This is a genomic window from Actinospica robiniae DSM 44927 (assembly GCF_000504285.1).
Classification (GTDB): domain Bacteria; phylum Actinomycetota; class Actinomycetes; order Streptomycetales; family Catenulisporaceae; genus Actinospica; species Actinospica robiniae.
Genome location: NZ_KI632511.1, coordinates 7,084,237 through 7,108,905, shown reverse-complemented (window position 1 = coordinate 7,108,905; position 24,669 = coordinate 7,084,237). Strand labels below are relative to the sequence as shown.

Sequence of the window (24,669 nt, the reverse complement as noted above, 5' to 3'; positions counted from 1 at the left end):
TCAGTCCGCGGTCGGTTCCCGGTCAGTCCCCGGTCAGTCCCCGTCGGCGAAGGCCAGTACCGAGGCGGTGTAGCCGTGCAGGTGGTTGCGCCCGCCGACCGGTCCGATCTCGCCGGTGCCGAAGAACCCGGCGACCGCGGCCGTGCCCAGCTCGGAGCACACCGTGTGCAGGTCGTGCCCGGCCCCGAACGGCGGCGGGAAGAGCCCGGCCGCCCGGCCGTTGCAGGAGACCAGCAGCGCACCGCCTATGGTCTGGTAGCCCGGCCGGGCCCGCGTCGCCCGCAGTACCTTGCGCAGCTGCTCGGCCGCGCTGGCCGCGTCGCGCACCTGGAAGCGCACGGTCTGGCCCACCTCGACGTGGTCGCCCACCCGGATCCCGTCCGTCTCCGGGTCCACCCCGACCACGCCGCGGATCAGGAAGTCGCCGCTGTCGTGTTCGTCCACGTATTCGTTGAGCGCGATGCCCAGGTGCAGCCCGGTCGAGGCCTGCGCCCGGACCTCGGCGCTCTGCTCGGCCAGGACCTCGCGCAGCCGCCGGTAGGCGGGCCGTCCGGCCAGCCCGAGCAGCAGGTCGCCCTCGGCCGCGGTCACCGTCATGGCCGGGCCGATCGGCCGGCAGCCCTGGCTGACCGCGATCGCCGCCTGTACCTCGCCGCCGAGCAGCACACCCACCGCGCCGGTGGCGTACGCGTCGGCGCCGAGCAGCAGCCGGGCCGAGCCGTACCCGGCCGGTCCGGGCGCCAGGCCGCCGACGAAGGGCAGGTCCGGCAGCAGCGTGTTGCACCGCGCCAGGAACCCGTCCACCGGGAAGCTGTAGGGGTCTGCGAACAGCAGCCCCACCCGCTCGTCCGGCCAGGGGTCGGGCAGGCCGCCGACCGCCATGGTGGCCGGCGCGGACCCGCTCGCCGACTCGCTCTCGAAGGGGGGCGAGACCCGGTGCGAGTGCAGCCGGAACGGGCGCACCCGGGTGCCCGGCAGCCGCGCGGCCCACACCGCGACCGACGTACGGCCGCGTCCGGGCAGGCCGTCGCCCTCCGCCGCGTCGCCCAGGCTGCTCTCGCCCATCACGCTCTCGGCCATCGCGCCGATCACCGCGCAGCGCTCGTTGCCGGTGGCCGCGACCTGTTCGGCCACCGCGGCGGCCACCTGGTCGGCGCAGTCCGGGTCGGCCAGCGCGGCGGCGACCACGACCAGATCCGGCGCGCCCGCGACCCGGCCGAGGGCGCCGTGGGCGGCGTGGCGGGCAGCCCGTTCGGCGTCGGGGTCCGCGGCGAACGCCGCACCGAATCGGCTCATGCCGGAATGATCTCACCGCCTGAGCGTCTGAGCGGGTGGCACGCAGACGCGGTCGTGTCAGATCGGTCCACTAACCTGGTCTGACGGGGCGACAAACCGTCACGGAGGGCGCATACGTGGGCGAACGGTTCCGGACCCGGGCCGCGGCCTGGCTCGTCGCTGCCCTGATGCTGGGTATGCCCGCGGCGTGCGCGGGCTCGTCGGCCCGGCCCGAGCCGCGCGGTGCCGGCGCGCCCGGCGCCGGATGTGACGCGCCGTCGGTCATCGCGCACCGCGGGGAGACCGGCGACGGCCGCGCGCTCCCGGAGAACTCGGCGCAGGCGGAGCTGGCGGCGGCCGCCGAGGGCGCGACGTACCTCAATCTCGACGTGCGCTGGACCAGCGACGAGGTGCCGGTGGCGCTGCACGACGCGACCGTCGACCGCACGACGTCCGAGCAGGTTCCGCAGACGCCGGTGACCTCACTGACGGCGGATCAGTACACAGCCCTGAACGCGCGTGCGTACGCGGGCGACACCGGCCGGGGCGAGGTCGTCTCGACGGTCCACCCCCAGACGCTCGCCCAGATGCTGGCCGCGGTGGCCCCGACGGGCCGGCCGATCATCGTGCAGATGGAGGGCGATCCGTACCGGTCGGCCGCGCAGCCGGCGCAGGCCTTCGCGAACCTCGCCCGGGTCGTCGAGCGCTCCGCCGGCTCCGCCCGCGTCATCGTGGCCGGCTGGACCCTGGCGGATCTGGCCGCGTTCCACGCCGTCGCTCCACGCACACCGCTGGCGTACCTGTTCGAGACGATCGGCGCGCCCGGATACCCGGCCGCCCCACAACTGACGGCCGCCGGGACGCGCATCCTTTACATCGACTTCCGCGGCGTCACCGCGGCGCGCGTGCGCCGATGGCACCGGGGCGGCTTGAAGGTGTGGGTGTGGACGCCCTCGTCGCGCGCGCAGTGGCAGGGGATGAAGGCCGACGGCGTGGACGCGATCGCGACGGACTGGGCGCAGTCGTACCTCGCCTGGGCCGCGCCGTCGCGGCCCTGCGGCGCGCAGTACTGAGATTCAGCACTGCGCGCCGGTTCAGCGCTGCGCCCGAAGGCTCAGCTGCCGCCGCTGCTGGAGAGGAAGCTGGCGAGCTCTTCCAGGTAGTTGTTCAAAGAGGTCGGCAGCTCGCCGGAGTGCAGCAGGCCCCACAGCTGCGCCGCACCGGTGGACGTGCTCTCGTTGTTGTTGACTTCGCTTTGCAGGGTGCCGATGATCTGGCTCAGCTGCGCCTGCTCGGTCTGCGAGAGCTCGCCCTGCGCCTTGGTGACCGCCTGCTGGATCTCCTGCACGGCCTGGCTCGGCGTGGCCGGGTAGGTCTCTAGCGTGGCCGGGAACGTCACGCTCTCGGCCGGGGTGGTCGAAGTGCCGGACGACTGCGTCGTCGAACCGGCGGGGGACGAGGCACCCGGGGACGAGGCGGCCACCGCGCTCGGCGAAGCCGCCGGGCTCGCACTCGGCGAGGCCTGAGCGCCACCTGCGGCGGTCGAGCCGCTGGACGGCGAAGCCGCCGTGGTGGTCGACGTGTTGCTCGCGGTGTTCGAGTTCTTACCGGAGCCCTGGGTGGCCACGATGATCAGAACTATGATGATCACCACGCCGGCGCCGACGCCCACGAACAGGCCGCGCCGCGGACGACGCCGGTGGGCATGGGCCGCGCTCGTGCCGCCACCGGATCCCGCGCCGCCGCCCGACCCCGTGCCGAATCCGCCGCCGGTCGGCCCGCTCGGGGACGCCGTCCGGGTGCGGCCCGCGCCGCCGCCCACGATCGGAATGACCTCGGTGACCGCCCCCGCCGACTCCTGCGCCGACAGGACCTCCTCGACCGAGACCGACTCGGCGACCGAGGTCGCGGAGCCCGTCGCCGTTCCCGCAGCCGCCGAAGCGCTCTCCGCCGCGGCCTTCTTCTTCGTCGGCTTCTTCGCCGCGCCCTTGGCGCCGGTCCGCGCCTGCCCGCCGCCGATCTCGACCACCTCGGCCGACTCGACGACTCCCACCGACTCGGCGACCTGCGCCGTCTCGAGGACCTGTGCCGCTTCGACGACCTCGACCGCTTCCACGGCCGCGGCCACCGCGAGCGCCTGCTCGATCACGCCGGCCGACTCCACCGCCGCGGCCTGCTGCTGGATCTCCACCCAGGCCGCGCGGATCGCCGCCGCCAGCATCGTCACCCGCGGCCGGGTCGAGGCCTCGCCCAGTGCGAACAGCAGCACCTCGGCCAGCGCGGCCGAGACGCCGAGCACCTCGAGGTTCTCCGCCGCCCAGGCCCGGCGCTGCTCGATCACCTGCAGCGCGAGCAGCTCGTACTCCAGCGTCGCCGCGAATCCGACGCCGAACTCGGCCTCGAGCACGCCCGGCCCGACGAGGGCCAGCACGGTCAGCCAGGCCAGCGCGTACACGTCGGCGGCCGCGGTGAGCTCGGACTCGAGCGTCGTCTCCAGCGCCAGCGAGGCCGGCAGGTCGATCAGCACGACCTCGTACCCGGCGTCCGCGGTCGCGGTCAGCAGCACCGAATGCGCGCTCAGATGCCCGTGTACGAGCTCGAACTCGCCCAGCAGCTGCAGCACCTCGGCGATCTGCCCGAGCGCCAGCAGGATCTCGGCCCGGTCGAGCGTCTCGCGCACCATCGCGGCCGCGAGCGTCTCCCCCTCGAGCGCCGGGATCGCGCAGTAGCCCACCGTGCGCAGCTCGCCGTTGAATTCGAACTCGTATTCGCCGAAGGCGTGCACCGCGGGCACGGCCGGATGGTTGATCCGGCGCAGCCCGGCCACCGCCCCCGCCAGCGCCGCCCCCTCCGCGTACACGCCCCCGGCCGCCGCGAACTGGATCCAGACCTCGGCGGCCGTCCTCTCGTCCAGCGCGACCCAGTACTCGTACTCGACTCCGGCGACGCGCTCGGCGCCCACGGAGAAGACCTCGAGGCGCCGCGCGAGCCGATACCGCTCGCCGAGCAGGACGCCTTCCCTGAGCTCAGATATACCCTCCACCACGCGCGCAGCATAGTGCATGGCGCCGGTGCTCCGGGTAGCGGAGGATACGTATCGTTATATGCGCCGAATCCCCAGGTGGATCAAGGGATAAAGGCCCTGTTCGACCGGGCTTCGCCCGTACTACGGCCGGGTTCGTCTCCCGGCCGTAGCTCCGTCGCCGTTCGGCCGTCGTTCCGTTGTCGCGCGGCCGTCTTCCCGTTGCCGGGCGGCGCGGTTACAGCGCCTGGTCCAGGTCCGCGAGGAGGTCGTCGAGGTCTTCGATCCCCACCGAGAGCCGGACCAGGTCCCCCGGCACCTCCAGCGGAGATCCGGCCGCGGACGCGTGCGTCATCCGCCCCGGGTGCTCGATCAGCGACTCGACCCCGCCCAGCGACTCGCCGAGGGTGAAGAGCCGAGCCCGGTTGCACACCTCGACCGCGGCCGCCTCGCCCTCCACGTGCCGGAAGGAGACCATGCCGCCGAAGCCGCGCATCTGCTTCACGGCAACCTCGTGCCCCGGGTGCGAGGGCAGCCCGGGGTAGAGCACCGCGGAGACCTTGGGATGCTCGGCCAGCATCTCGGCCACCGCCTGCGCGTTGGCGCTGTGCCGGTCCATCCGCACACCCAGGGTCTTGATACCGCGCAGGGTCAGCCACGCGTCGAAGGGCCCTGCGACCGCGCCCATCGAGTTCTGGTGGAAGGCCAGCCGCGCCCCGAGATCGTCGTCCGCCGCGATCAGCGCGCCGCCCACCACGTCCGAGTGCCCGCCGATGTACTTGGTGGTGGAGTGCACGACCACGTCCGCGCCGAGCGCGAGCGGCTGCTGGAGATAAGGAGTGGCGAAGGTGTTGTCGACCACGAGCAGCGCCCCGGCCGAGTGCGCCGCCTCCGCCAGCGCGGCGATGTCGCACACCCCCAGCAGCGGGTTCGACGGCGTCTCCACCCACACCGCGCGGGTCTGCCCGGGCACCGAGGCGATAGCAGCGCGCACCGACTCCACCGAGGACAGGTCCGCCGCGGTCCAGGTCACCCCCCACCGCTCGTAGACCTTGGCGAACAGCCGGAACGTGCCGCCGTAGGCGTCGGACGGGATCACGACGTGGTCCCCCGGGTTGCACACCGTCCGCAGCAGGCAGTCCTCCGCCGCCAGCCCCGAGGCGAAGGCCAGCCCGTGCCGCCCGCCCTCGATCGCCGCCAGGCACTCCTGCAGCGCCGTCCGGGTCGGGTTCGCCGAGCGCGAGTACTCGTAGCCGCCGCGCAGCCCGCCGACCCCGTCCTGCTTGTAGGTGGAGACCTGGTAGATCGGCGGCACCACCGCGCCGGTCAGCGGGTCAGGCTCCTGGCCTGCGTGAATGGCGAGCGAGGAGAAGCCGAGGCCGTCGAGGGGATCGCGCTGCGTCATACCCGCAGCCTAGTGCGAACCCCCTGCCCCCGGTGCGCAACCCGCGCACCCCGCGCCCTCCGCGTCACCCCGCGCGCCGCACGCAACCCACCCTCGCCGGCGCCGTCCCCCGCGCGCCCCGCCCGGAACATTCCTCCCGACGCCGCAGTTGACGCAGGCGTGAGCATCTTCGGCAACCCCTTCAAGAACCACCTGCCGACGGCCGAGGAGGCCCTCCCCGGCCGCCCCGCGCGCCCGTTCCGCCTCGCCGGAACCCACACCGTCCTCGGCACGCAGATCCAGGGCACTCCCGAAGGCTACGAGGAGGCCGTCTTCGGCTTCGGCTGCTTCTGGGGCGCCGAGCGCAAGTTCTGGTGGCACGACGACGTCTACGCCACCGCCGTCGGCTACGCCGGCGGCAGCACCCCGAACCCCACCTACGAAGAGGTGTGCAGCGGCCGCACCGGCCACGCCGAAGTCGTCCGCGTCGTCTACGACCCCCAGGAAGTGAGCTACGAGAGCCTGCTCAAGCTGTTCTGGGAGTCCCACAACCCGACCCAGGGCAACCGCCAGGGCAACGACGCAGGCACCCAGTACCGCTCGATCATCCAGTACACGACCCCCGCCCAGCAGGCCGCCGCCGGAGCCAGCCGCGACGCCTACCAGCAGGTCCTCACCGCCGCCGGCCACCGCGGCATCACCACCACGATCGAGCCCGCCACGGAGTTCTACTACGCCGAGGACTACCACCAGCAGTACCTCAGCGACGCGAAGAACCCCGACGGCTACTGCGGCCTCGGCGGCACCGGCGTGGCCTGCCCAGTCGGCCTCGCGACGGCGGAGAGCTGACGCTCGACGGGGCTACACCGGCACACGGCACGACTCACGTGGTCTTCGCGAACCGCGTCTCGTTGCGGTCGATCTTCGCGTTGAGCGCTGCGATGGGGTCCACTCCGCAAACGTCGGCGATCTGCAGCAGGTAGGCCAGGACGTCGGCGATCTCATCACGAACCCGGAACGCTGCTTCCTCTGTCGCCATCACGTCGATCGACTCCTCGGGCGTGAGCCACTGGAAGATCTCGGCCAGCTCGGCCGACTCGACGACGAGGGCCGTGGCGAGATTCTTCGGAGTGTGGAAACGCTCCCAGGAACGCGCCGCGGCAAACTGCCGCAGCCGCTCGATGACCAGGTCGATTTCGGAGACTGAATCCTCCATGAGGGGCTTTCTACCACACGGGTAACTCGGCAGCGTACTGCGGGGGCCTCCTGATACGCTCGGCAGGTCCAACATCTCATATCAGCAGTCTGACCATGCCTTGTCGGCTCACGCCGACACTCCGGCCGGGGTGGTCCGACCGGGTAATCCGAGGTCCCCCTGCCATGTGGCTGCACCGCGCTACCGCTCAGAGCATCGCGAGCGATCCGCACTTCCTGGTGAACCTGCGGTCCGACTACCGAATGCGGCACGTGAATCGCAAGCCCGCATCGCCGGGAGACGTCCGGTCTTGGCGTCGCAGCGTGACTCAGCTCGCCCAGGATCTGCAGAGCTACGGGCTCGGCCACGTCCAGATGTTCATCGAGTACGACGTCGACCCGGCGTTGACCGGCCTGGACCCGGCGCCGATCGACGTACTGCTCGCTGGAGCCCACCCGAAGACCGGTGAGTCCAGTTTCGTCGCGGTCGAGCTGAAGCAATGGGAAACGGTCGACCGAGTGGACGGTGACCCGACCAAGGTCCGCGTTCCCCAATATAAGAAAGCGAAGTTACATCCAGCCGTTCAGGTGGACAATAATCGCCAGCGGCTGATCAAGCATCTCGAGCTCTTCTCGAACAGGTACGTCACGATCTCCGCGCTGGCCTACCTGCACAATCTCAACGGCGCGCCGAACCAGTGGGTCACGCATTACTCGCCCAGTCCGTTTAGCAAGGTCATCACCGGCCTTACACCGGACGTGCTGCGCGAGAACCTGCTCAAGCACCTCTCCACCACCGACGTCGGCAACGCCGCGGCAAAGGCCGCCGAGCAGCTGGCGAACAGCAGGGTGCTTCCGCCCTCTCCCCTGCAGGAGGTCTTCGGCGACATCCTCGCCGGAAGACGGGCGTTCAACCTGGTCGACGACCAACTCACTGCTTTCACGGAGATCACCGCAGCCCTCGAGCGTCCGACCGGCGCAGCTCAGGATGTCTTCCTGGTCAAGGGCAGACCGGGAACGGGAAAGAGCGTCATCGCCGTGCACCTGCTCCGATGGGCCGCGGCGAAGGGCTATCAGTGCCGCTTCGTGTCCGGCGGCACGGCGTCCAGGACGACGTTCCAGAAGAACTCCCCTGGCTACGGCAAGCTCTTCACCACGCTGAACTCCCTCGCGGGCAACCACGAACCGAAGTCACTGGACCTCATCGTCGTCGACGAGGCCCACCGCCTGACCCAGTTCCCCGTCATCAACAGCGCAGGCACCATGCGCGAAGGAGAGGAGTCCATCGACATCGTGCTCAGCCGGGCGCGGATCCCCGTCTTCTTCATCGACGACGACCAGCGGGTTCGGCCGAATGAGATCGTCTCGGCCCAGCAGATCGAAGAGCACGCACGAAACATCCACAGCGTCTCCCTCTCCTCGCGCGTACTACGCCGCCCCATGCGTGGAGCTGGCAGCCTCAGCTACGACACCTGGGTCAAGCGACTGCTCGGCCGCGCCGATCCGACGCCGCTGCACTGGGCCGGCGAGGACCCCTTCGGGCTGGTGCTCGCCGAGTCCCCCGCGCAGATGGAAGAGCTGCTTCGCGCGCGGATCTCCGAGGGACGCACCGCTCGGATGGCCGCCGGATTCTGCTGGAAATGGTCGCTGTCCGTGCAGACGGCACATTGGTGAACGACGTCAAGATCGGCGGTTGGCACCGGCCGTGGAACGCGAAGTCGCTCACCAGGCGCGGAGACGTGCCGCCCAGCCTGCTGTGGGCCACGACTCCGGGCGGCTTCGAGCAGTTGGGCTGCGTCTACACGGCGCAAGGCTTGGAGTACGACTGGGCCGGGGTCATCGTCGGGGACGACCTTGTGTGGCGCGATGGAGCCTGGCAGGCAGTGCGCGAAGCCAGTCGCGACCGCAAGCTGAAGTCCAAGAGCAAATCCAGCGAGGACTTCGCGACATCCGTGCGCAACGCCTACACGGTGCTCCTCACCCGAGCGATGTGTGGAACCGTCGTGTACTCAACCGACCCACCGACTCAGGACATGTTGCGCCAGCTCATTCGTTGAGCGCAGTTGCAGCCGCCCAGCATGGCCGAATCTCACTGCGGAGTGTGACCGGACAGTCATTCCGCTCGCGCCTGACCGCCGCTAGCATCGCTTGTCGCAGCGTTTCGGGTGAGTCACAGCCCGCGACGCCGCGGCAGCCGCAGCAGCACGCTGGCCGTGATGCGCGGGGTGGTGTGTGGAGGGTCGTTCGTGCAGTTCGCATTGCTTGGGCCGATCGGGGTGGGCGGCGCGGCGGGGCCGCTCGAGATCAACGGGACACTGCGGCGTACGCTCCTGGCGGCCTTGCTGCTGCGCGCTAACGAGGTCGTCTCGGCGGACGAGCTGGCCGACGTACTGTGGGGGGATCGGCCCAGCGTCTCGGCCACCACCTCGCTCTACAACCAGTTGATGCGCCTGCGCCAGGCGCTCGGCCCGGACGCCGGCCGGATCAGGGCCGTGCCACCCGGCTACATCATCGATGTCGAACATGGCGAGCTCGACATCGCCGTCTTCGCCGAGCGCCGCGCCGCCGCCGCGGAAGCTGCCCGCAGCGGCGATTGGGCCGCATCCGCGCAGGAGTACGCCGCGGCGCTTGCGCTGTGGCGCGGCGAACCGCTGGCCGACGTGCCTGCTCTGCATTCCTCGGCCGCTGTCCACCAACTCGGCGAGGAGCGGATTCTGGCCATTCAGGGGCGGATCGAAGCCGACCTGCACCTGGCCCGGCACGACCAGGTCATCGGCGAACTACGTACCCTGATTGATCTGCACCCTTGGCGCGAGGCGTTCCACGGCCAGCTCATGCTCGCCTTGTACCGCGCCGGGCGCCAAGCCGAGGCCCTCGACGTCTACCGCAACTTACGTCATGCCGTCGCCGAGGAGTTCGGAGTCGAGCCCAGCGAGAACGTGCGCGACCTGCACGACAGGCTCCTGCAATCTGACGCCACGCTCTCCCTTGCGCCGCAACCGTCGGCCGGACAGCCCGCTGCGGTGCGGCTCCCGGGACGCGTTCCGACACGGCAACTGCCGCCGGACACGAGGGCGTTCACCGGCCGCGAGGCGGAGCTTGAGGCTCTGATCGCCACGGCCCGTGGGAAGAACGCCGCGACTCCGACCGTCGTCGTCTCCGCGATCAACGGCATGGGCGGTATCGGGAAGACGACACTGGCCGTACGTGCCGCCCACAGCCTGACTGCGCATTATCCGGACGGCCAGCTTTTCATCGACCTGCACGGCCACTCCGCCGACCTCAGTCCGGTCAGTTCTCAGGACGCGCTCGACTACCTGCTGCGCTCCATCGGCGTGGAGGCCAAGGCCATCCCGCAGGAGCCGGGGGAACGCGCGGCGTTCTATCGCTCGCGCTTGGCCGGCACGAAAACCCTTGTCGTGCTGGACAACGCGCGCGATCCGGCGCAGATCAAACCACTGATTCCGGCCGAGCCCGACTGCCTGGTCATCGTGACCAGCCGCAACCAGCTCACCGCGCTCGACGACGCGGACTTCCTCCGGCTCGACGCGCTGCCGCCGGACGAAGCGCTCGCGCTGCTGGCCAACGCGGCCGGGCCCGGGCGCGTCGACGCGGACGACCCGGCCGCCCGGCAGCTCACGCAATGGTGCGGGCGGCTCCCGCTGGCGATCAGGATCATCGGCGCTCGTCTGCGCCACCGGCCGTTGCTCAGCCCGGAGTCGCTGATGGCGTCGTTGCGCGCCGACGGCGACCCGCTCGCACTGCTCAAGGACGAAGACCGGGACATCACCCGTGTCTTCGCCTCCTCTCTCGCGGTGCTGCCGGCGGACCAGCAGCAACTCTTCACCCGACTCGGTCTCGTACCGGGCCCGGACTTCGACGCGCTCGCCGCGGCGGCCCTGCAGGACACGGACGTGGCGGAAGCAGAGCGACAGCTCGACTCTCTCCTCGATCACAGCCTCCTTATTCAGCACGCAGCGGGTCGGTATCACCTGCACGACCTGCTGAGGGCCTATGCCCGCTCCAGAGCGGGCGAGGTCGACACGGAGCTCGAAGACGCGCGGAGTCGCCTGCTGGACTACTACGTGGAGACGGCGAGCGCAGCGCACGAACTATGGCTCCACGGGGTTCCGGGACCGAGGCGTGTCACTAGCAGGGCATACGGCGTCGAAGACTCGAATGACGCAAAGACCTGGTTCGAAGCCGAGCGCGAGAACCTCATCGCCGCCTTCAATCACGAAGCGCTGGATGGGCAACGGAAAATCGAGCTCTCGGCAAACCTGGCCCCGTATCTGCGTCGCAACGGACCCTGGGATGTAACCGCAGACCTCCTACTCAAGACGGTGGAGCTCGCCAATCGCTTCGATGACACCGAAAGCGAGGCCTGCGCACTACGCGATCTGGGGAGCGCGTGCAGCGACGTGGGGAAGCAGGACGATGCGATCGTCTTCCTGAACCGTGCGCTGGAGATCCATCGCAAGTCGGGCAATCGGCTGGGCGAGGCTCAGGTTCTGCAGAGTTTGAGCTGGGCCTTCGTATCAACAGAGAGCTCGCTCGCGTTGGACTATGCCTATCAATCACTGAAGATCTACCGCGAGGTCAGGCCGGCCGACGCAGCGCCCGTCCTCCACTCTCTCGCCGTCATCGCCAATCAGACCGGCCGGATCGAAGAGGGCGTGAAATACGCCGAGATGCTGATGGACCACGCCCGCGAAGCCGGGCAGCCAGCCCTGCGAGGGTTCGCGCTCTTCAGCCTCAGTCACGCCTTCTACTTCCTCGGAAGGTTCGATGAGATCGAGCCGGCGCTCACCGAAGCGCTCGAGGCCTTTCGCGGCTCGCGTCGGTCGACCGCGGGCGTCATCCAAGAGTTCGGGCGGCTACGGATGCTGCGCGGCCAATACGCCGAGGCCTCGGAGTATCTGGAGAAGGCCCTGCAGGAGTTCACGGAGCTGGGCTTCGCGCTCGGCATGAGCTACGCGTACGGGGAGCTCGCCCGAATCGATCTCAAGCTCGGCGATCCCGACGCGGCGATGGCCAAGTTGGGCGGCGCACTACGCCTCGCCCTCGATTCCGGACAGCTGTATGCCCAGAGCTTCGTGCGGATGAGCCTGGGCTATGCACACATCGCCCGAGGCGAGCTCTCGGCCGCGGACGAGCAGCTGCGCCTGAGCCTCAAGGCCGGCGGACACGGCGGTTATCACACCTGTCGCGTTGAGGCCCAGGTCGGCCTCTGCGTCTTGGCGCACGTTCGTGACGGTGCCGCCGCCGCTCTGTCGCTCTACCGCGAAGTCCTCGAGTCCGCTCGCGAGACTCGCCATCCACGCGAAGAGGCTGCCGCGCTGGTCGGACTCGGCCGGTGCGAACTCGAGACCGGCGACCGGGAATCAGGGGCCGCACATGTGCGGGAGGCGATCGCGCTGTACCGGCGTATGGGATCCGCGCTCGACGTGGCCGAGACCGAGCGATACCTCGTCTCACCGCCGAGCCCGAACCCGAGCTAGAACCCGACCCCACTCAGCGCGTGCGCCCCTGCGGACGAGGACGTCTGACGACGTACTGCTCGACCGCAGGGGCCTGATGCATCGCTTGCCGCTAGGACGTGCTACAGGAGACCGATGGCCACGTCCATGTGCCGTTCGTGGAGATCGTCACGCCCCAACTGTTGCCGCTCCCATTGGGTTTGGCGGTCATCACGTATTGGCTCGGCCAGGTGGCCGCGACGTTCCAGGTCGAGTAGACGACCGACGGCGAGACCATCTTCATGGTCACGGTCCAGGTGTTCGAACCGGTGACGTTGACGTTGAGGTTGTACCAGTTGCTGCCGGTGGATCCGGCCGACAGCGTCGCGGTGCAGCCGCTGGAGCCGCCACCGCCGCCGGTGCCGCCACCCCCACCGCCGGTGCCGCCGCCACCGCCGCCGCCTGAGCTGCCGCCGGTGTTCACGGTGACGCTGTCGCTTCCGCTACCGCCGCCCCAGGCCTCGGTGGCGAGGATCTGATAGTTCATCGAGCCGAGGTTCATGCCGTGGCTGGACCAGGCGTTGATGAAGTTCTGCATGGTGATCGTGCCGCTGCTGGTCGGCGAGGTGCGGATCGCCAGGTACTGCTCGAAGGTCGTCGTGCCCTGGATGGAGGGCTGGTTGACCTGCTGGTGCTCGTAGATGTTGTACGTGCCGCCGTCACTTGAGACCTGGCCCATGTAGGTGCCGGCCGTGTTGGGCGACCCGGTGTAGTCCTCTTCCACGTAGTACTCGACCAGCGGGTTGGTCGACCAACCGTAGAGCGAGACTAGCGTGGTTCCGCCGGAGGCGTTGAGGCTGGCGTTGAAGCTGACCGTGTGGCTGCTGCCGGGGTTCCAGCCCACGCCGTCGACGAAGTCGCCGACGCCGCTCCACGTGGTGGAGTAGCTGTTGCCGGAGTTGAGCGTCATGCAGGCCGAACCCTGGCCGTTGGTCCACATCTGGTAGTAGTAGCCGCTGTTCGTGCCGGTCTGGCTGGAGCAGATGCTCGTAGCCGCGGATGCAGCACCGCAGGGCACGACGATGGCCGTGACCGTGGCCACGACGAGGCCGAGCAACAGCCGCAGCCGGCTGCCGCCTCGTGAGCGAGGGAGACTTAGGTGGGTGTGCACGTGCGTGCGCCTCCTGATGGCTAGAGGGGTCTTGCGCAGTCGCCCGGGGAAGGGCCGGTCGGCTTAACGCGCAGTGTTGGATCGCCGAACAGAGCTGTCAATTGCTTTCGGAAAAGTTTCGAGATTCCGCGACACCCTGTCTTGTTATCGCTGATGCTGGAGCGATGGTTGTGAGCAGAGCCGATAAGCGAAGATGGGAGCAAGCCGGAGGAAAGAGACAAAAAATTGATATGATTCCGGACGAGCTTCGAAATTTTCGGAGTCCGGGCCCCGAATGCGTCGCGATCTAGGCTGCTTGAGGGAGCCCGCTAGGTTACAACCACGTTGCATGGAGGGGGATCGAGCTTGATTTCAAGCAGCGTGAATAATGCTCGCGAGCGACGTATGTGAAATCGGATACTCGTATCCTGTTTAAGCCCTATTCAGAACAAGGTCGGCGGCCCGACCGGGATCGGTTCGCTCAGCGGTGCCAGCTCGGGCACGCGGGCGCGCACCTCGTCGTGGAAGCGGCGGGCGAGTGCGATGGCGTCGACGTTGTCCGGAGTGTGTACGAACACTGTCGGCGTGCGGCCCTCTGCCAGCCACTGCACGACCGTGTCGAGCCACGGCGTCCAGCCGCGAGCGGTGGCTTCCGCGTCGTCGCGACCGATGTAGCGCACGACCGGGTAGCGGGTCAGCGCACGGGTGCGCCGAGGCAGGCGCGGTTTCTTCGCCCAGGCCTCGACTTCGTCGGCGGTCGAGGGGGGTTCGGCGAACAGTGCCGTCGTGTCGAACGGCACCCACTCGGCTTCGTGCTCACCAAGCAACTCCTCCAACGCCCGCTCCCAGCGCGGATCCTCGAAGAACGCCCGGTGACGCACCTCCACGGCGTACCGGTACGACCGTGGCAGGCTGCGCAGGAAGACGCTGAGCGTATCGAGTTGGGCGGGGACGAACGACGGCGGGAGCTGGATCCACAGGGCGTGGATACGCGGGCCGAGCGGCGCGATCGTGTTCACGAACGCGGCCACCGGTTCGCGCACGTCGATGAGACGGCGCTCGTGCGTGATCAGCCGGGGAAGCTTGAGCAGGAACCGGAAGTCGGGCCGCGTCTGCTCGACCCACGAGGAGACTGTGGCCGGAGACGGGACGGCGTAGAACGTCGTGTTGCCTTCAACGGCATTGCACCAGCTACCGTACGTGCGCAGGCGCTCGCGCGGCGGCAGCGGCTGCGGCAGGTATCGACCCGGCCAGGCCGGGTGCGTCCACATCGCGCAGCCGACGTGCAGTTCCATGCATCCGAGCGTAGCCGAGTCCGGGTGGAGCAGACTGGGCGGCGTGGCCGACGACGCTGACCGCACGCCCCGTACCGGCCGGGCGACGCCGGACTACCTGATGCCGTTGTGGCGGGCGGTCGCGGTGTTCCGCGTCGCAGCCCTCGTCTACGCGGCGATCACCGTCTCCGAGGACTTCCCGCACTACCGGCATCCGGTCGGCGGCTGGATCGTGCTCGGCGTGATGACGATCTGGACCGTCATCGCGGTTCTGCGATACCCGCCGGGTCCGAGGGCCCGGCTGCTGCCGGCGATCGACCTGTCCCTGACAGGACTCTGCCTCATCTCCACCGCGTGGATCGAGACGCCGGCGCGCCTCGCGGCCGGGGCGCCGCCGATGACGGTGATGTGGATGGGCGCGGCGGTACTGGTCTGGGCGGTCGCGCACGGCCGGCGCGCGGGATTGTTCGCCGGTGCCGCGATCGCCGCTTGCAACCTGGCGATCCACGTCCCGTGGGCGCACTACAGCATCGCTCAGCTCACCTTCGCACCCGGGCTTCTGCTGCTGTGCGGCGCAGCCGTCGGGCACCTCGCTCGGCTCGCGGTCGAAGCGCAGACGGCGATCGAGCGCGGCGCCCGGGTCGAGGCGGTGGCCAGGGAACGGGAGCGGCTGGCTCGTGCCGTGCACGACTCCGTTCTGCAGGTGCTCACCCGAGTGGCGAGACAAGGCCTTGCTGCCGGTGGCGAAGCCGCTGAACTCGGCCGCCTGGCCGGTGAGCAGGAGGCCGCCCTTCGTGCTCTGATCGGGACATCCACGGCGGATCTGACCGAAGGCGTCGCCGGTCAGACCGACCTCCGCGTGCCGATAACGGCGCTCGGCACCGCGGCGGTCACCGTTGCCGCACCGGCGACGCCCGTGCTCATGCCCGCGGAGGTCGCACACGAAATCTCGTTGGCGGTACGGGCCGCCCTGGACAACGTGCAGGAGCACGCGGGTCCGGAGGCGCATGCGTGGATCCTGATCGAGGACGAGCCGGACGCGGTCACCCTGACGGTGCGCGATGACGGTCCCGGCTTCGATCCCGGACGATTGGAGCAAGCAGCGACGCTCGGGCGCCTCGGCGTGGCCCAGTCGATCGTGGGACGTGTGCGCGACCTCGGCGGCGACGCGACCGTGCAAGCCCGGCCGAATGAGGGTACTGAGGCAGTGCTGCGCATACCGCGGCAGTCAGCTTGAATCGGCCGCCGGGGGGACCGGTGCCTGCGCTCGCCCACTACCTTGGGGGTATGGAGAAGGGGATCAGAGTGATGGTCGTCGACGATCACCCCATGTGGCGCGACGGGCTGGCTCGCGACCTCGGCGAAGCCGGCTATGAGGTCGTCGCCACCGCGGGCGACGGAGGCCAGGCTCTGCGGCTCGCGGCGGCGGTGCGGCCGGACGTCGTGGTGCTCGATCTGCGCCTGCCGGACCTGAACGGCGTGGAGGTCATCCGCAACCTGCTCGGAGCCGACCCGCGAATCCGCATCCTGATCCTCTCGGCAAGCGGCGAGTACCAGGACGTGCTCGACGCGGTGAAAGCCGGCGCCACCGGGTATCTGCTGAAGTCCGCGGCGGCCGACGAGTTCCGCTCCGCGCTCGAGCGCACGGCCGTCGGCGAGCCGGTCTTCACCCCTGGACTCGCGGGCTTGGTGCTCGGCGAGTATCGACGTCTGGCCGTGCAGGGACCGAGCCCGGAGTCGGTGAACCCGCAGCTGACCCAGCGCGAGACCGAGGTGCTCCGGCTGGTGGCCTCCGGCCTTTCCTACAAGCAGATCGCACAGCGGCTGACCGTCTCGCATCGGACCGTGCAGAACCACGTGCAGAACACCTTGAACAAGCTTCATCTGCACAACCGGGTCGAGCTGGCGCGCTACGCGATCGCCCAGGGGCTCGACGAACCAGGGGCCTGAGGAAGCTGGCCCGATGTCAGGGCCTGTCGCTACCCTGATTGGCCATGGAGCGGTTCAATCGCAAGAAGCTGTTAGCCATGCCGATCCACATCGTCACCTCACGCTACGGCCTGCCGGGTCTGCGCGAGCTGCTCGCCGCGGAGGTCGAGGGATTCGCGCCGGCGGACCGGGAGCAGATCGCCCGCGCCCTGCGTCTAGCGCTACTGCTGCACGCTCAGGACCAGCGCGTGAGCGAGCCGTACGCGAATCACGTGCTGCGCGTAGCGATCCGCATCATCCGCCACTATCAGGTCTCGGATATCGACGTCGTCTGCGCGGCATTGCTGCACGACTCAGTCGAGGATCACGACAAGGATCTCGCCACCCTCGCGACCGACGCCGAACGCGCCCGCGGGTCGGTCGAAGCGGCTCTGGCCGTGATCGAGCGCTCGTTCAATCCGCGAGTGGCCGCGCTGATCCGCGCGGTGACCAACCCGGCATGGGACCCGGCCAGGGACAAGCACACCCAGTACCGTGAGCACGTCGCCGCGAGCCTCGAGCACCAGCCGTGGGCCCGCGTCGTGAAACTCTCCGACTACACCGACAACGGCGTCGGCCTGATCCACACCGAGGACGAGGCGATGGAACGCCGGCTGGCCGCCAAATACGCGCCGCTCGTCCCGTTGATGCGCGAACTGGCGGCCCGCCCGGACACGCCGCTGTCCGATGAAGTGAAGTCCTACATCGACGACCAGTTGGCCACCGCGGCCGAGCGTTTCACCGCTATCCTCGCCGAGGACCCCGGGAACCGCCCGGCAGCCGCGACCGTCTGAGGGACATGACCAGCACAGCAGGAATCCGGCGGCCATCGCGCCTCGGGCTGATCGCCCGGCTCGTGGTCACGGTCGCCGTCGCCGGGGGCGCGACGGTCGGCGCCGTGCTGGTCCGCTCCTCCCCCGCCGCCGCGACGGATCACAGCACCGAGCCCCGTCCCTCCAACCTCGCCGTCGCCACGGCCGAGGCGCAGCAGCTGCTCGACGAGTTCCTGGCGCCGACCGGATCGAACCGGCTGCCCGGCCGACCGACGAACGTCGACGTCTCGACGGGCAAGGCCGGCGTGATGGCGATGCCCTACCAGGTCAGCGAAACCGCATGGTGGCAGGCGGCTCAGCCGCTCAAGGATCTGATGACGTGGCTTGGTCAGCACCCTGAGCGGGGCCTCACGTCGGTCGCGGGAGACGGCGCGGCGAGCTCGGACTCCCAGACGATCACGTTCTCCGGGCGCCCGGACGCGGCGAGCCTCGACGGCATCCAGCTCACCGTGACCGCGTACGCGCTCGCCGACGATTCGACCGTGCTGCGCGTGGTCGCCGACGTGGACTACGTGCCGCCGCGCCCGACCAGCGAGACCCTGCCCGCCGCGTCGCAGCTCATCGTCGTGCCCACGTTCCCGGTAGGCAGCAAGGAAACGGCAGCCGAGGTTACCCTCACCGACTCGAGCCAGATCGCCCGGATCGAGCAGGTCATCGACGCACTGCCCAAGGCGCCGACCACCTCAGCCCACTGTCCCCTCGACAACGGCGCCGGAATGGCGCTGGACTTCGAAGACGCGCAGAACACGACCCTCGCCGACGTCGTGATCGGAGTCCTGGGCTGTCAGCGGGTGCAGGTGAGCATAAACGGCTACAACGAGCCGGCGCTCGCCGACGGCCAACAGGCCGCGGCGCAGATCCAGGCGATCCTCGGCACGCACTGGGACCTCGTTCAGACGCCAGGGTCCTGATCCACGCCGCGCTCCTGCGTGACGAGCGCGCGCAGTAGCTCCTTGAACTCGGCGGCACGGACCTCGTCCATGACCGTGCCGATGAACGCGCGCTCCGCCTCGTCACTCGCGGCCAGCGCCGCGGCGAACGTGCGGCGACCGCGCTCGGTGAGCTGCACGACGTTGCGGCGACGGTCCTGCTCGGCCGGCCGGCGCTCCACGATCCCCTTCGCCTCCAACCCGTCCAGGAGCGCGACCATCGTCGTGCGGTCGACGGCGAGTCCGCGCGCCGCATCCTGCTGAGACGCCGGACCGAGCCCGTCCAACACGATCAGCACCGCGAGGTCCCGGCCGGTCAGGCCGAAAGGCGCGAGCGCGGGCGCCGTGAACTCGGCGAGCGTCTGCTGCGCGTGCTTGAACAGGTAGCCGAGCCGGGACGTGAGCTGCGGCTTCGACTCCGGCCCGAGAGGATCCTGCGGCAGTCTCGACATGTCCCTCATCGTAGGGCTAGCCTAATCGTCAGCAGTACTGACGATCAGTTCAGCTGACAGATGGAAGGTGGCGAACGGTGATACTCCTCACCGGCGGTCTCGGCTTCATCGGGTCCCACACGACGCGGGCGCTACTCGACCGCGGCGAGTCCTGCGTGCTCGCGCAGCGCCGCACGGAATTCGAGGCACCCCTGTTCCCGGACGAAATCGGCACACGCGTCCAGATCGAGCAGGTGGACGTCACCGACCGGGAAGCGCTGTTCCGCCTCGGCGACAAGCACCACATCACCGGCATCGTGCATCTGGCCGGCTCCTTCTTCGGCGACCCGGTCGCCGACGCGCGGGCCAATCCGGCCGGCCTGCTGAACCTCATCGACGCCGCGCGCGGGTGGGGCGTCGAACGCATCGGCGTGGCCAGCACGATCGGCGTCTACGGCGGAGGTGTCAGCCCTCTGCGCGAAGACCAGCCACTTCCCCTCACCGCGCGCCACGACATCGAAGCGGCGAAGAAGATCTATGAAATCCTCGTCTCCCAACTGAGCGCGGCGACCGGTATCGAGATGTACTGCGCGCGCATCGGCGCGATCTGGGGCCCGCTCGGCCGCACAGCGTCGCGTTTCTTCGCCGTGCCACAGCTGATCCACGCCGCGGTGGCCGGAACGCCGGTAGACATCAGTACCCTGCCTGGCGGCGCGCTGCCCTACGAGAACGACGGAATGGACCTGCTGTACGTGCGCGACTGCGGCAGGGCTCTGGCAAGCCTGCAACTCGCCGAACGGCTCGAGCACGGCGTCTACAACGTCTCCGGCGGACGCATGACCACGTATCGCGAGATCGCGGACGGCCTGGCAGCGACCCTGCCGGGCCACGAGACGGTACTCACGCCGGGCGACGATCCGTGTCCGCGCTTCCCGGCCCTGTGGCTCGACATCAGCAGGCTGCGTCACGACACCGGATACGAGCCGTCATACGATGCCACGCGAGCCGTCGCGGACTATGTGGATTGGATTCAGCGCCGGTCCAAGTAGCGCAGCACGGCGACCACGCGGCGATGCTCATCGGCGCCCGGCTCGAGCCCCAGCTTGGCGAAGACGTTGCCGATGTGCTTCTCCACCGCGCCGTCCGAGACCACCAGCGTGCGTCCGATCGCAGCGTTCGAACGCCCCTCGGCCATGAGACTCAGCACTTCGGTCTCGCGCGGGGTCAGCGACTCCAGCGCCCGATCCTGGCGGGCGCCGAGCATCGCCGTGACGATCTCCGGGTCCAGCGCCGTCCCGCCGTAGGCCACCCGGTCCAGCGCATCAATGAACTCTGATACGTCCGCGACCCGGTCCTTGAGCAGATAGCCGATCCCGCGCGCCCCGTGCTCCAGCAGCGTGGCCGCGTACCGCGCCTCGATGTACTGGGAGAACACCAGGATGCCGAGATCGGGATGCGCGCCACGCAGCGCGAGCGCGACCCGGATGCCCTCATCCGTGAACGTCGGGGGCATCCGGATGTCGAGCACCGTGACGTCCGGCCGGTGCTCGTCCACCGCTGTGACGGCCGACGCCGGGTCGGCCACCTGCGCGACCACGTCGTGGCCGCGCAGGGTCAGCAGATGGGCAAGCCCGTCCCGCAGGATGGCCGAGTCCTCCGCGATGACGATGCGCATTCCCGTCCCTCTCCTCAGGCCTCGAGCGGCAGCACGCCGGTCATGGTGGTCGGGCCGCCTATCGGGCTGTCGATGTCCAGCGTGCCGTCCACCGTGCGCAGCCGCCGTTCCACGCCGGCCAACCCGCTTCCGGCGCCCGGCAGCGCGCCGCCGCGGCCGTTGTCCGTCACTGCGAACACCAGGTCGCCGGTGCGCTCACGGATACGAACGCTGATACCGCTGGCCGTACTGTGCTTGATCGCGTTGGTGACCAGTTCCGCCACGGCGAAGTAGCAGATCGTCTCGGCCACCGGCGAGGGCCGCCGACTCAGATCCACCGCGAGCGTCACCCGGATCGGACTGCGCGCCGCCATGGAGGCCAGCGCGGCCTCGAGACCGTTGTCGAGCACCGGCGGGTGGATCCCCCGAGCCAGGTCGCGCAGCTCGGTGAGAGTCTCCTTCGTCTGCTGATGCGCCCCGTCGATCAGCCCTCTGGCACGCTCGGCGGCCTCCGCGTCGCCGCTGGCCAGATCCTCCTTGGCCTGCCCCAGATTCATCGCCAGCGCGACCAGGCGCGCCTGGGTGCCGTCGTGCAGATCGCGCTCGATCCGGCGCAGCTGCTCGTTCGAGACGTTGACCGCATCCGTACGGCTCGCCTCGAGATCGCGCACCCGCTGCGAGACCGAGACCGGCCCGAGCAGAGCCCGCCCGAGCAGCCGGTCCAGGGACACGAACCCGCGCACGATCCACGGCGTCAGCCAGAGCAGCACCAGTCCGATCCCCACCAGCATCAGCCGGCGCGGCAGCGTGTCGAGGAAGTAAGCCGAGTGCTCGGTGTTCCACAGCGAGGCACCGCGGTGCATCACCCCGTTCGGCCCGCGCTGCTCCGGCAGGAACCGCCACCAGAACCAGTAGGTGAGCCCGGCCAGCGTGTACGCCCAGAACGCGACGGTGACGACGAAAGTGGCCACCGACAAGGGATACCGGACCAGCGCGTAAGCCAGGCCGCGCCAGCCCACCGGGTCCGCCACCCGGCCGATCGCCCAGCCGAAGAAGCCCTTGCGCCGCCCCCGGAACCGCCCCGGCGACTTGATCCGCTCGTGCAGCAGGGTATTGAGCAAGCCGCGGTTGAGCGCGCCCAGCCAACGGCCGAGCACGACGGCGAACCCGAGCGCGAACACACCGATCACGGTGACCAGCAGACCGGCCCCGAGGGACAGGAAGGTCACGGTCAGTGCGAAGCCGAACACACCCAGCGGCAGGCCGATCAGCCCGTACAGGCATTCGGCCCAGGTGCGGCTGGTGAAGGGCGTGCGCAGGAAGGAGGCCCGTTCGGCGCGCGGCAGCGAGGGCTCCGGGGCGGCCGGAGGCCCGGGCGGCGGCGCATCCGCGGGAAACGCGTGAGTGCTGGACATTCTCGACTCCGTGGACGTGGCGGGGGCTTGACGATCTCGAGTCTGCCCGGCCGGCGACGCCCGCCCCAGCCGGTGCGCCGCCGTCCTCGGGGTGGGGTTGGCCCTACCCTTCCCCGCGCCGCGTCTACCGCCCGGCCAGGAAGGCGAGCAGGTCCTGCCGGGAGATCACCGTGCGCGGCTTGCCCTCGATCAGCACCACCGCCGCGTCCGCCTTCTCCAGCACCGACATCAGTGCACTGATGGGCTCACCCGAGCCGACCTGCGGCAACGGCGCGCTCTTGTGCTCTTCCAGCGGGTCCTGAAGGCTGGCCCGGCCGGTGAACAGCGCGTCGAGCAGGTCGCGCTCGACCACCGAACCCACGATCTCGGCCGCCATCACCGGCGGCTCCTCCTTGACCAGCGGCATCTGGCTCACGCCGTACTCGCGCAGCGTCTCGATCGCCAGCGCCACCGTCTCGTGCGGGTGGACGTGCACCAGGTCGGGCAGCGCCGGCCCCTTGCTCTCGAGCACCTCGAGCACGGTGGCCTCGTGCCCGGCCTGGGTCAGGAAGCCGTAGTCGGCCATCCAATCGTCATTGAAGATCTTGGAGAGGTAGCCGCGACCCGAGTCCGGCAGCAGCACCACGACCACGTCGTCCTCGGTCAGCCGCTCGGCATAACGCAGCGCCGCGACCACGGCCATGCCGCACGACCCGCCCACCAGCAGCCCCTCCTCGCGGGCCAGCCGGCGGGTCATCAAGAACGCGTCCTTGTCCGAGACCGCGAGCACCTCGTCCGTGCCGTCCGGGTCGTAGCAGGCCGGCCAGAAGTCCTCGCCGACCCCCTCGATCAGGTACGGCCGCCCGGTGCCGCCGGAGTAGACCGAGCCCTCCGGATCCGCGCCGATCACCTTGACCCGGCCCTCCGAGACCTCCTTGAGGTAGCGCCCGGTGCCGCTGATCGTGCCGCCGGTGCCCACCCCCGCCACGAACGCGGTGACCCGTCCGTCGGTCTGGGCCCAGACCTCCGGCCCGGTGGAGTGGTAGTGCGAGAGCGGATTGTTCGGGTTCGAATACTGGTCCGGCTTCCAGGCGTCGGGCAGTTCGCGCACCAGCCGGTCCGAGACGTTGTAGTACGAATCAGGGTGCTCCGGCGCCACCGCGGTCGGGCAGACCACCACGTCCGCGCCGTACGCCCGCAGAACGTTGATCTTGTCCTGGGAGACCTTGTCCGGGCATACGAACACACATTTGTAGCCCTTGCGCTGCGCCACCATGGCCAGCCCCACCCCGGTATTCCCGCTGGTGGGCTCGACGATCGTGCCGCCGGGCTTGAGCTGCCCGCTGCGTTCGGCGGCCTCGATCATCCGCACCGCGATCCGGTCCTTGACCGAGCCGCCCGGATTGAAATACTCGATCTTGGCCAGCACCGTGGCCCGGATACCCGCGGTCACCGAGTTCAACTTGACCAGCGGGGTGTCCCCGACCAGATCGATCACGGATTCGACGTAGCGCATGACTGCAGCCTAACCTCACCCCGCCCCGGTAGGGGGTGCCCGAAGGCCCGGACACAGGGGAAACCCCGTTAATGCATGCACAGACGATCATTGGGCGGGTATCTTCCTGTTAGCTGGGGAGAGGAGCAGGCTGATGGGCGTATCACCGCGTAAGGCGGCCGCCGCGGCTCTGGTGAGCGGCGGCGGGCTGACGGTACTGACCGGCGCCTCGATCGGCCTCGTGGTGGCCGAGGCGAAACTCGCGCGCAAGGCGATCGGCCGGGCCGAGCAGATCCCACCCCGGGCCGACGGCCTTTTCGGAGCCCACCTGGCCTGGGCCGCGGAGCGCCCGCTCCGCTTCGCCATGCTCGGAGACTCGACCGCGGCCGGCTACGGCGTCGAACTGCCGCAGGAGACCCCGGGAGCGCTGCTGGCCGGCGCCCTGGTGGCGCACACCGGCCGACCCGTGCTGCTGGCCAACCTCGCCCGAGTCGGTGCCCGCTCGGACAGCCTGGCCGAGCAGGTCGACGGCGTACTCGCGGACGAGGAGCACGTCCCGCAGCTGGCCGCGATCATGATCGGCGCGAACGACATCACCCACCGCGCTCCGATCGCCGAGGCCGCGGCCGCGCTCGGCGAGGCGGTCGAGCGCCTGCGCGCGGCGGGCTGTGAGGTGGTGGTGGGCACCTGCCCCGACCTCGGCACGATCCGCCCGGTGCAGCCCCCGCTGCGCTGGCTCGCCCGGCACTGGAGCCGCAAGCTCGCGCTGCTGCAGAGCCAGGCCGTGACCGCGGCCGGCGGCTGCTCGGTGCCGATCGGCGCGCTGCTCGGCCCCGAGTTCGCCAGCCGCGCCGAGCTGTTCGGCCCGGACCGGTTCCACCCCTCCGCCGAGGGCTACGCCACCGCCGTATCGGCCCTGCTGCCGACCCTGGCCTCGGCGGCCTGGCGGCTGACGCCGCGCACCGCGATCGGACTGGCCGTGGTCGAGTCGCCGCAGGTGCCGCCCGAGGCGAGCGCCCCCGCGGCCGTGCCGCCGGCCGCGCTGGACGCGGTGCCCTCCGCCGTCCCGTCCGCGGACCCGGCCGACGTCGCGCCCGTCGAGGCCGCCGACGTCCCCGAAGGCGGCACCATCCCCCTGGTCCGCCCCGCCCCGGCCCATCCCGGCTTCCCCCGCCCCTCTCTTACCGACCGGTAACATTTCCGGTAG

Annotated in this window: 21 protein-coding genes; 11 read left to right on the top strand and 10 right to left on the bottom strand. The window is 69.9% G+C overall.

Annotated features, from left to right (window positions below; all coding sequences use genetic code 11):
- Window positions 1-33 precede the first annotated feature (33 nt).
- Window positions 34-1,296 (bottom strand): FIST signal transduction protein, encoded by a 1,263-nt coding sequence (locus tag ACTRO_RS30525; protein ID WP_034268614.1) that lies wholly within the window; start codon window positions 1,294-1,296, stop codon window positions 34-36.
- Between the two features lie 116 nt (window positions 1,297-1,412).
- Between ACTRO_RS30525 and ACTRO_RS30520 the strand changes: the two genes are divergently transcribed.
- Window positions 1,413-2,348: a glycerophosphodiester phosphodiesterase gene (locus ACTRO_RS30520; RefSeq protein WP_034268612.1), complete on the top strand. Its 936-nt coding sequence runs from the start codon at window positions 1,413-1,415 to the stop codon at window positions 2,346-2,348.
- 41 nt (window positions 2,349-2,389) lie between these two features.
- Here the strand turns inward: ACTRO_RS30520 and ACTRO_RS30515 are convergent, their stop codons facing one another.
- Both ACTRO_RS30515 and ACTRO_RS30510 read right to left on the bottom strand, forming a co-directional pair.
- Window positions 2,390-4,321 (bottom strand): serine/threonine-protein kinase, encoded by a 1,932-nt coding sequence (locus ACTRO_RS30515; protein ID WP_157436548.1) that lies wholly within the window; start codon window positions 4,319-4,321, stop codon window positions 2,390-2,392.
- Window positions 4,322-4,535: 214 nt separating this feature from the next.
- The gene (locus ACTRO_RS30510) at window positions 4,536-5,702 is read right to left on the bottom strand and encodes a cystathionine gamma-synthase (RefSeq protein WP_034268607.1); all 1,167 of its coding nucleotides are present in this window, start codon (window positions 5,700-5,702) and stop codon (window positions 4,536-4,538) included.
- A gap of 165 nt (window positions 5,703-5,867) precedes the next feature.
- Here ACTRO_RS30510 and msrA point away from each other — a divergent pair, with 165 nt between their 5' ends.
- Window positions 5,868-6,530 carry a peptide-methionine (S)-S-oxide reductase MsrA gene (gene msrA, locus ACTRO_RS30505; protein ID WP_034277435.1) on the top strand — a complete coding sequence of 221 codons (663 nt, stop codon included), beginning with the start codon at window positions 5,868-5,870 and terminating at the stop codon, window positions 6,528-6,530.
- A gap of 34 nt (window positions 6,531-6,564) precedes the next feature.
- Here the strand turns inward: msrA and ACTRO_RS30500 are convergent, their stop codons facing one another.
- The gene (locus ACTRO_RS30500) at window positions 6,565-6,897 is read right to left on the bottom strand and encodes a nucleotide pyrophosphohydrolase (protein WP_034268604.1); all 333 of its coding nucleotides are present in this window, start codon (window positions 6,895-6,897) and stop codon (window positions 6,565-6,567) included.
- A gap of 302 nt (window positions 6,898-7,199) precedes the next feature.
- On the opposite strand from ACTRO_RS30500, the gene ACTRO_RS30495 reads away from it, so the two are divergent.
- The 3 genes from ACTRO_RS30495 (at window position 7,200) to ACTRO_RS30490 (ending at window position 12,376) form a co-directional block, all read left to right on the top strand.
- Window positions 7,200-8,549 carry a DNA/RNA helicase domain-containing protein gene (locus ACTRO_RS30495; RefSeq protein ID WP_169739970.1) on the top strand — a complete coding sequence of 450 codons (1,350 nt, stop codon included), beginning with the start codon at window positions 7,200-7,202 and terminating at the stop codon, window positions 8,547-8,549.
- Entirely contained in the window at window positions 8,546-8,932 is a 387-nt protein-coding gene (locus tag ACTRO_RS50515) for a DNA/RNA helicase domain-containing protein (RefSeq protein ID WP_051451634.1), read from the top strand. Before ACTRO_RS30495 ends, ACTRO_RS50515 begins: the two co-directional genes overlap by 4 nt.
- Window positions 8,933-9,121: 189 nt before the next feature.
- On the top strand, window positions 9,122-12,376 hold the full coding sequence (locus ACTRO_RS30490; RefSeq protein ID WP_169739969.1) for an AfsR/SARP family transcriptional regulator: 3,255 nt from the start codon (window positions 9,122-9,124) through the stop codon (window positions 12,374-12,376).
- A 91-nt stretch (window positions 12,377-12,467) separates the two neighbouring features.
- Here the strand turns inward: ACTRO_RS30490 and ACTRO_RS30485 are convergent, their stop codons facing one another.
- Window positions 12,468-13,505, bottom strand: a complete 1,038-nt coding sequence (locus ACTRO_RS30485) for a glycoside hydrolase family 11 protein (RefSeq protein ID WP_034268598.1) — start codon at window positions 13,503-13,505, stop codon at window positions 12,468-12,470.
- Between the two features lie 422 nt (window positions 13,506-13,927).
- Window positions 13,928-14,779, bottom strand: a complete 852-nt coding sequence (locus ACTRO_RS30480) for a DUF72 domain-containing protein (RefSeq protein WP_034268595.1) — start codon at window positions 14,777-14,779, stop codon at window positions 13,928-13,930.
- 43 nt (window positions 14,780-14,822) lie between these two features.
- Here ACTRO_RS30480 and macS point away from each other — a divergent pair, with 43 nt between their 5' ends.
- Genes macS through ACTRO_RS30460 form a run of 4 tightly spaced genes read left to right on the top strand, consistent with a single transcriptional unit; the run spans window position 14,823 to window position 18,470 of the window.
- Window positions 14,823-15,995: a MacS family sensor histidine kinase gene (gene macS / locus ACTRO_RS30475; protein ID WP_211244465.1), complete on the top strand. Its 1,173-nt coding sequence runs from the start codon at window positions 14,823-14,825 to the stop codon at window positions 15,993-15,995.
- 50 nt (window positions 15,996-16,045) lie between these two features.
- Window positions 16,046-16,708, top strand: a complete 663-nt coding sequence (locus tag ACTRO_RS30470) for a response regulator (protein WP_034268592.1) — start codon at window positions 16,046-16,048, stop codon at window positions 16,706-16,708.
- Between the two features lie 44 nt (window positions 16,709-16,752).
- Window positions 16,753-17,520 (top strand): HD domain-containing protein, encoded by a 768-nt coding sequence (locus ACTRO_RS30465; RefSeq protein WP_034268590.1) that lies wholly within the window; start codon window positions 16,753-16,755, stop codon window positions 17,518-17,520.
- 5 nt (window positions 17,521-17,525) lie between these two features.
- Window positions 17,526-18,470 (top strand): hypothetical protein, encoded by a 945-nt coding sequence (locus ACTRO_RS30460; protein WP_034268587.1) that lies wholly within the window; start codon window positions 17,526-17,528, stop codon window positions 18,468-18,470.
- Here the strand turns inward: ACTRO_RS30460 and ACTRO_RS30455 are convergent.
- On the bottom strand, window positions 18,452-18,940 hold the full coding sequence (locus ACTRO_RS30455) for a MarR family winged helix-turn-helix transcriptional regulator (protein ID WP_034268585.1): 489 nt from the start codon (window positions 18,938-18,940) through the stop codon (window positions 18,452-18,454). The two genes, ACTRO_RS30460 and ACTRO_RS30455, sit on opposite strands and share 19 nt — an antisense overlap.
- Before the next feature lie 77 nt (window positions 18,941-19,017).
- Here ACTRO_RS30455 and ACTRO_RS30450 point away from each other — a divergent pair, with 77 nt between their 5' ends.
- The gene (locus ACTRO_RS30450) at window positions 19,018-19,968 is read left to right on the top strand and encodes an NAD-dependent epimerase/dehydratase family protein (RefSeq protein WP_034268582.1); all 951 of its coding nucleotides are present in this window, start codon (window positions 19,018-19,020) and stop codon (window positions 19,966-19,968) included.
- On the opposite strand, the gene ACTRO_RS30445 is transcribed toward ACTRO_RS30450, so the two are convergent.
- From ACTRO_RS30445 to ACTRO_RS30435, 3 genes are all read right to left on the bottom strand, one after another.
- A complete protein-coding gene (locus ACTRO_RS30445) occupies window positions 19,950-20,594 on the bottom strand; it encodes a response regulator transcription factor (RefSeq protein WP_034268580.1) in 645 nt (214 codons plus the stop codon). The two genes, ACTRO_RS30450 and ACTRO_RS30445, sit on opposite strands and share 19 nt — an antisense overlap.
- A 14-nt stretch (window positions 20,595-20,608) precedes the next feature.
- The gene (locus ACTRO_RS30440) at window positions 20,609-21,988 is read right to left on the bottom strand and encodes a sensor histidine kinase (protein WP_051451633.1); all 1,380 of its coding nucleotides are present in this window, start codon (window positions 21,986-21,988) and stop codon (window positions 20,609-20,611) included.
- Between the two features lie 124 nt (window positions 21,989-22,112).
- Complete coding sequence (locus ACTRO_RS30435) at window positions 22,113-23,483, bottom strand: cystathionine beta-synthase (RefSeq protein ID WP_034268578.1); 1,371 nt, start codon at window positions 23,481-23,483, stop codon at window positions 22,113-22,115.
- Window positions 23,484-23,616: 133 nt separating this feature from the next.
- On the opposite strand from ACTRO_RS30435, the gene ACTRO_RS30430 reads away from it, so the two are divergent.
- On the top strand, window positions 23,617-24,657 hold the full coding sequence (locus ACTRO_RS30430; RefSeq protein WP_051451632.1) for an SGNH/GDSL hydrolase family protein: 1,041 nt from the start codon (window positions 23,617-23,619) through the stop codon (window positions 24,655-24,657).
- Window positions 24,658-24,669: the final 12 nt, after the last annotated feature.

Excerpts from the sequence above, each read along its gene's own strand:
- ACTRO_RS30525 (WP_034268614.1), bottom strand. The coding sequence starts at position 1,296 with ATGAGCCGATTCGGTGCGGCGTTCGCCGCGGACCCCGACGCCGAACGG.
- ACTRO_RS30510 (WP_034268607.1), bottom strand. The coding sequence starts at position 5,702 with ATGACGCAGCGCGATCCCCTCGACGGCCTCGGCTTCTCCTCGCTCGCC.
- ACTRO_RS30445 (WP_034268580.1), bottom strand. The coding sequence starts at position 20,594 with ATGCGCATCGTCATCGCGGAGGACTCGGCCATCCTGCGGGACGGGCTT.
- ACTRO_RS30465 (WP_034268590.1), top strand. The coding sequence starts at position 16,753 with ATGGAGCGGTTCAATCGCAAGAAGCTGTTAGCCATGCCGATCCACATC.
- ACTRO_RS30440 (WP_051451633.1), bottom strand. The coding sequence starts at position 21,988 with ATGTCCAGCACTCACGCGTTTCCCGCGGATGCGCCGCCGCCCGGGCCT.
- ACTRO_RS30460 (WP_034268587.1), top strand. The coding sequence starts at position 17,526 with ATGACCAGCACAGCAGGAATCCGGCGGCCATCGCGCCTCGGGCTGATC.
- ACTRO_RS30470 (WP_034268592.1), top strand. The coding sequence starts at position 16,046 with ATGGAGAAGGGGATCAGAGTGATGGTCGTCGACGATCACCCCATGTGG.
- ACTRO_RS30430 (WP_051451632.1), top strand. The coding sequence starts at position 23,617 with ATGGGCGTATCACCGCGTAAGGCGGCCGCCGCGGCTCTGGTGAGCGGC.
- ACTRO_RS30480 (WP_034268595.1), bottom strand. The coding sequence starts at position 14,779 with ATGGAACTGCACGTCGGCTGCGCGATGTGGACGCACCCGGCCTGGCCG.
- ACTRO_RS30455 (WP_034268585.1), bottom strand. The coding sequence starts at position 18,940 with ATGTCGAGACTGCCGCAGGATCCTCTCGGGCCGGAGTCGAAGCCGCAG.
- ACTRO_RS30500 (WP_034268604.1), bottom strand. The coding sequence starts at position 6,897 with ATGGAGGATTCAGTCTCCGAAATCGACCTGGTCATCGAGCGGCTGCGG.
- ACTRO_RS30435 (WP_034268578.1), bottom strand. The coding sequence starts at position 23,483 with ATGCGCTACGTCGAATCCGTGATCGATCTGGTCGGGGACACCCCGCTG.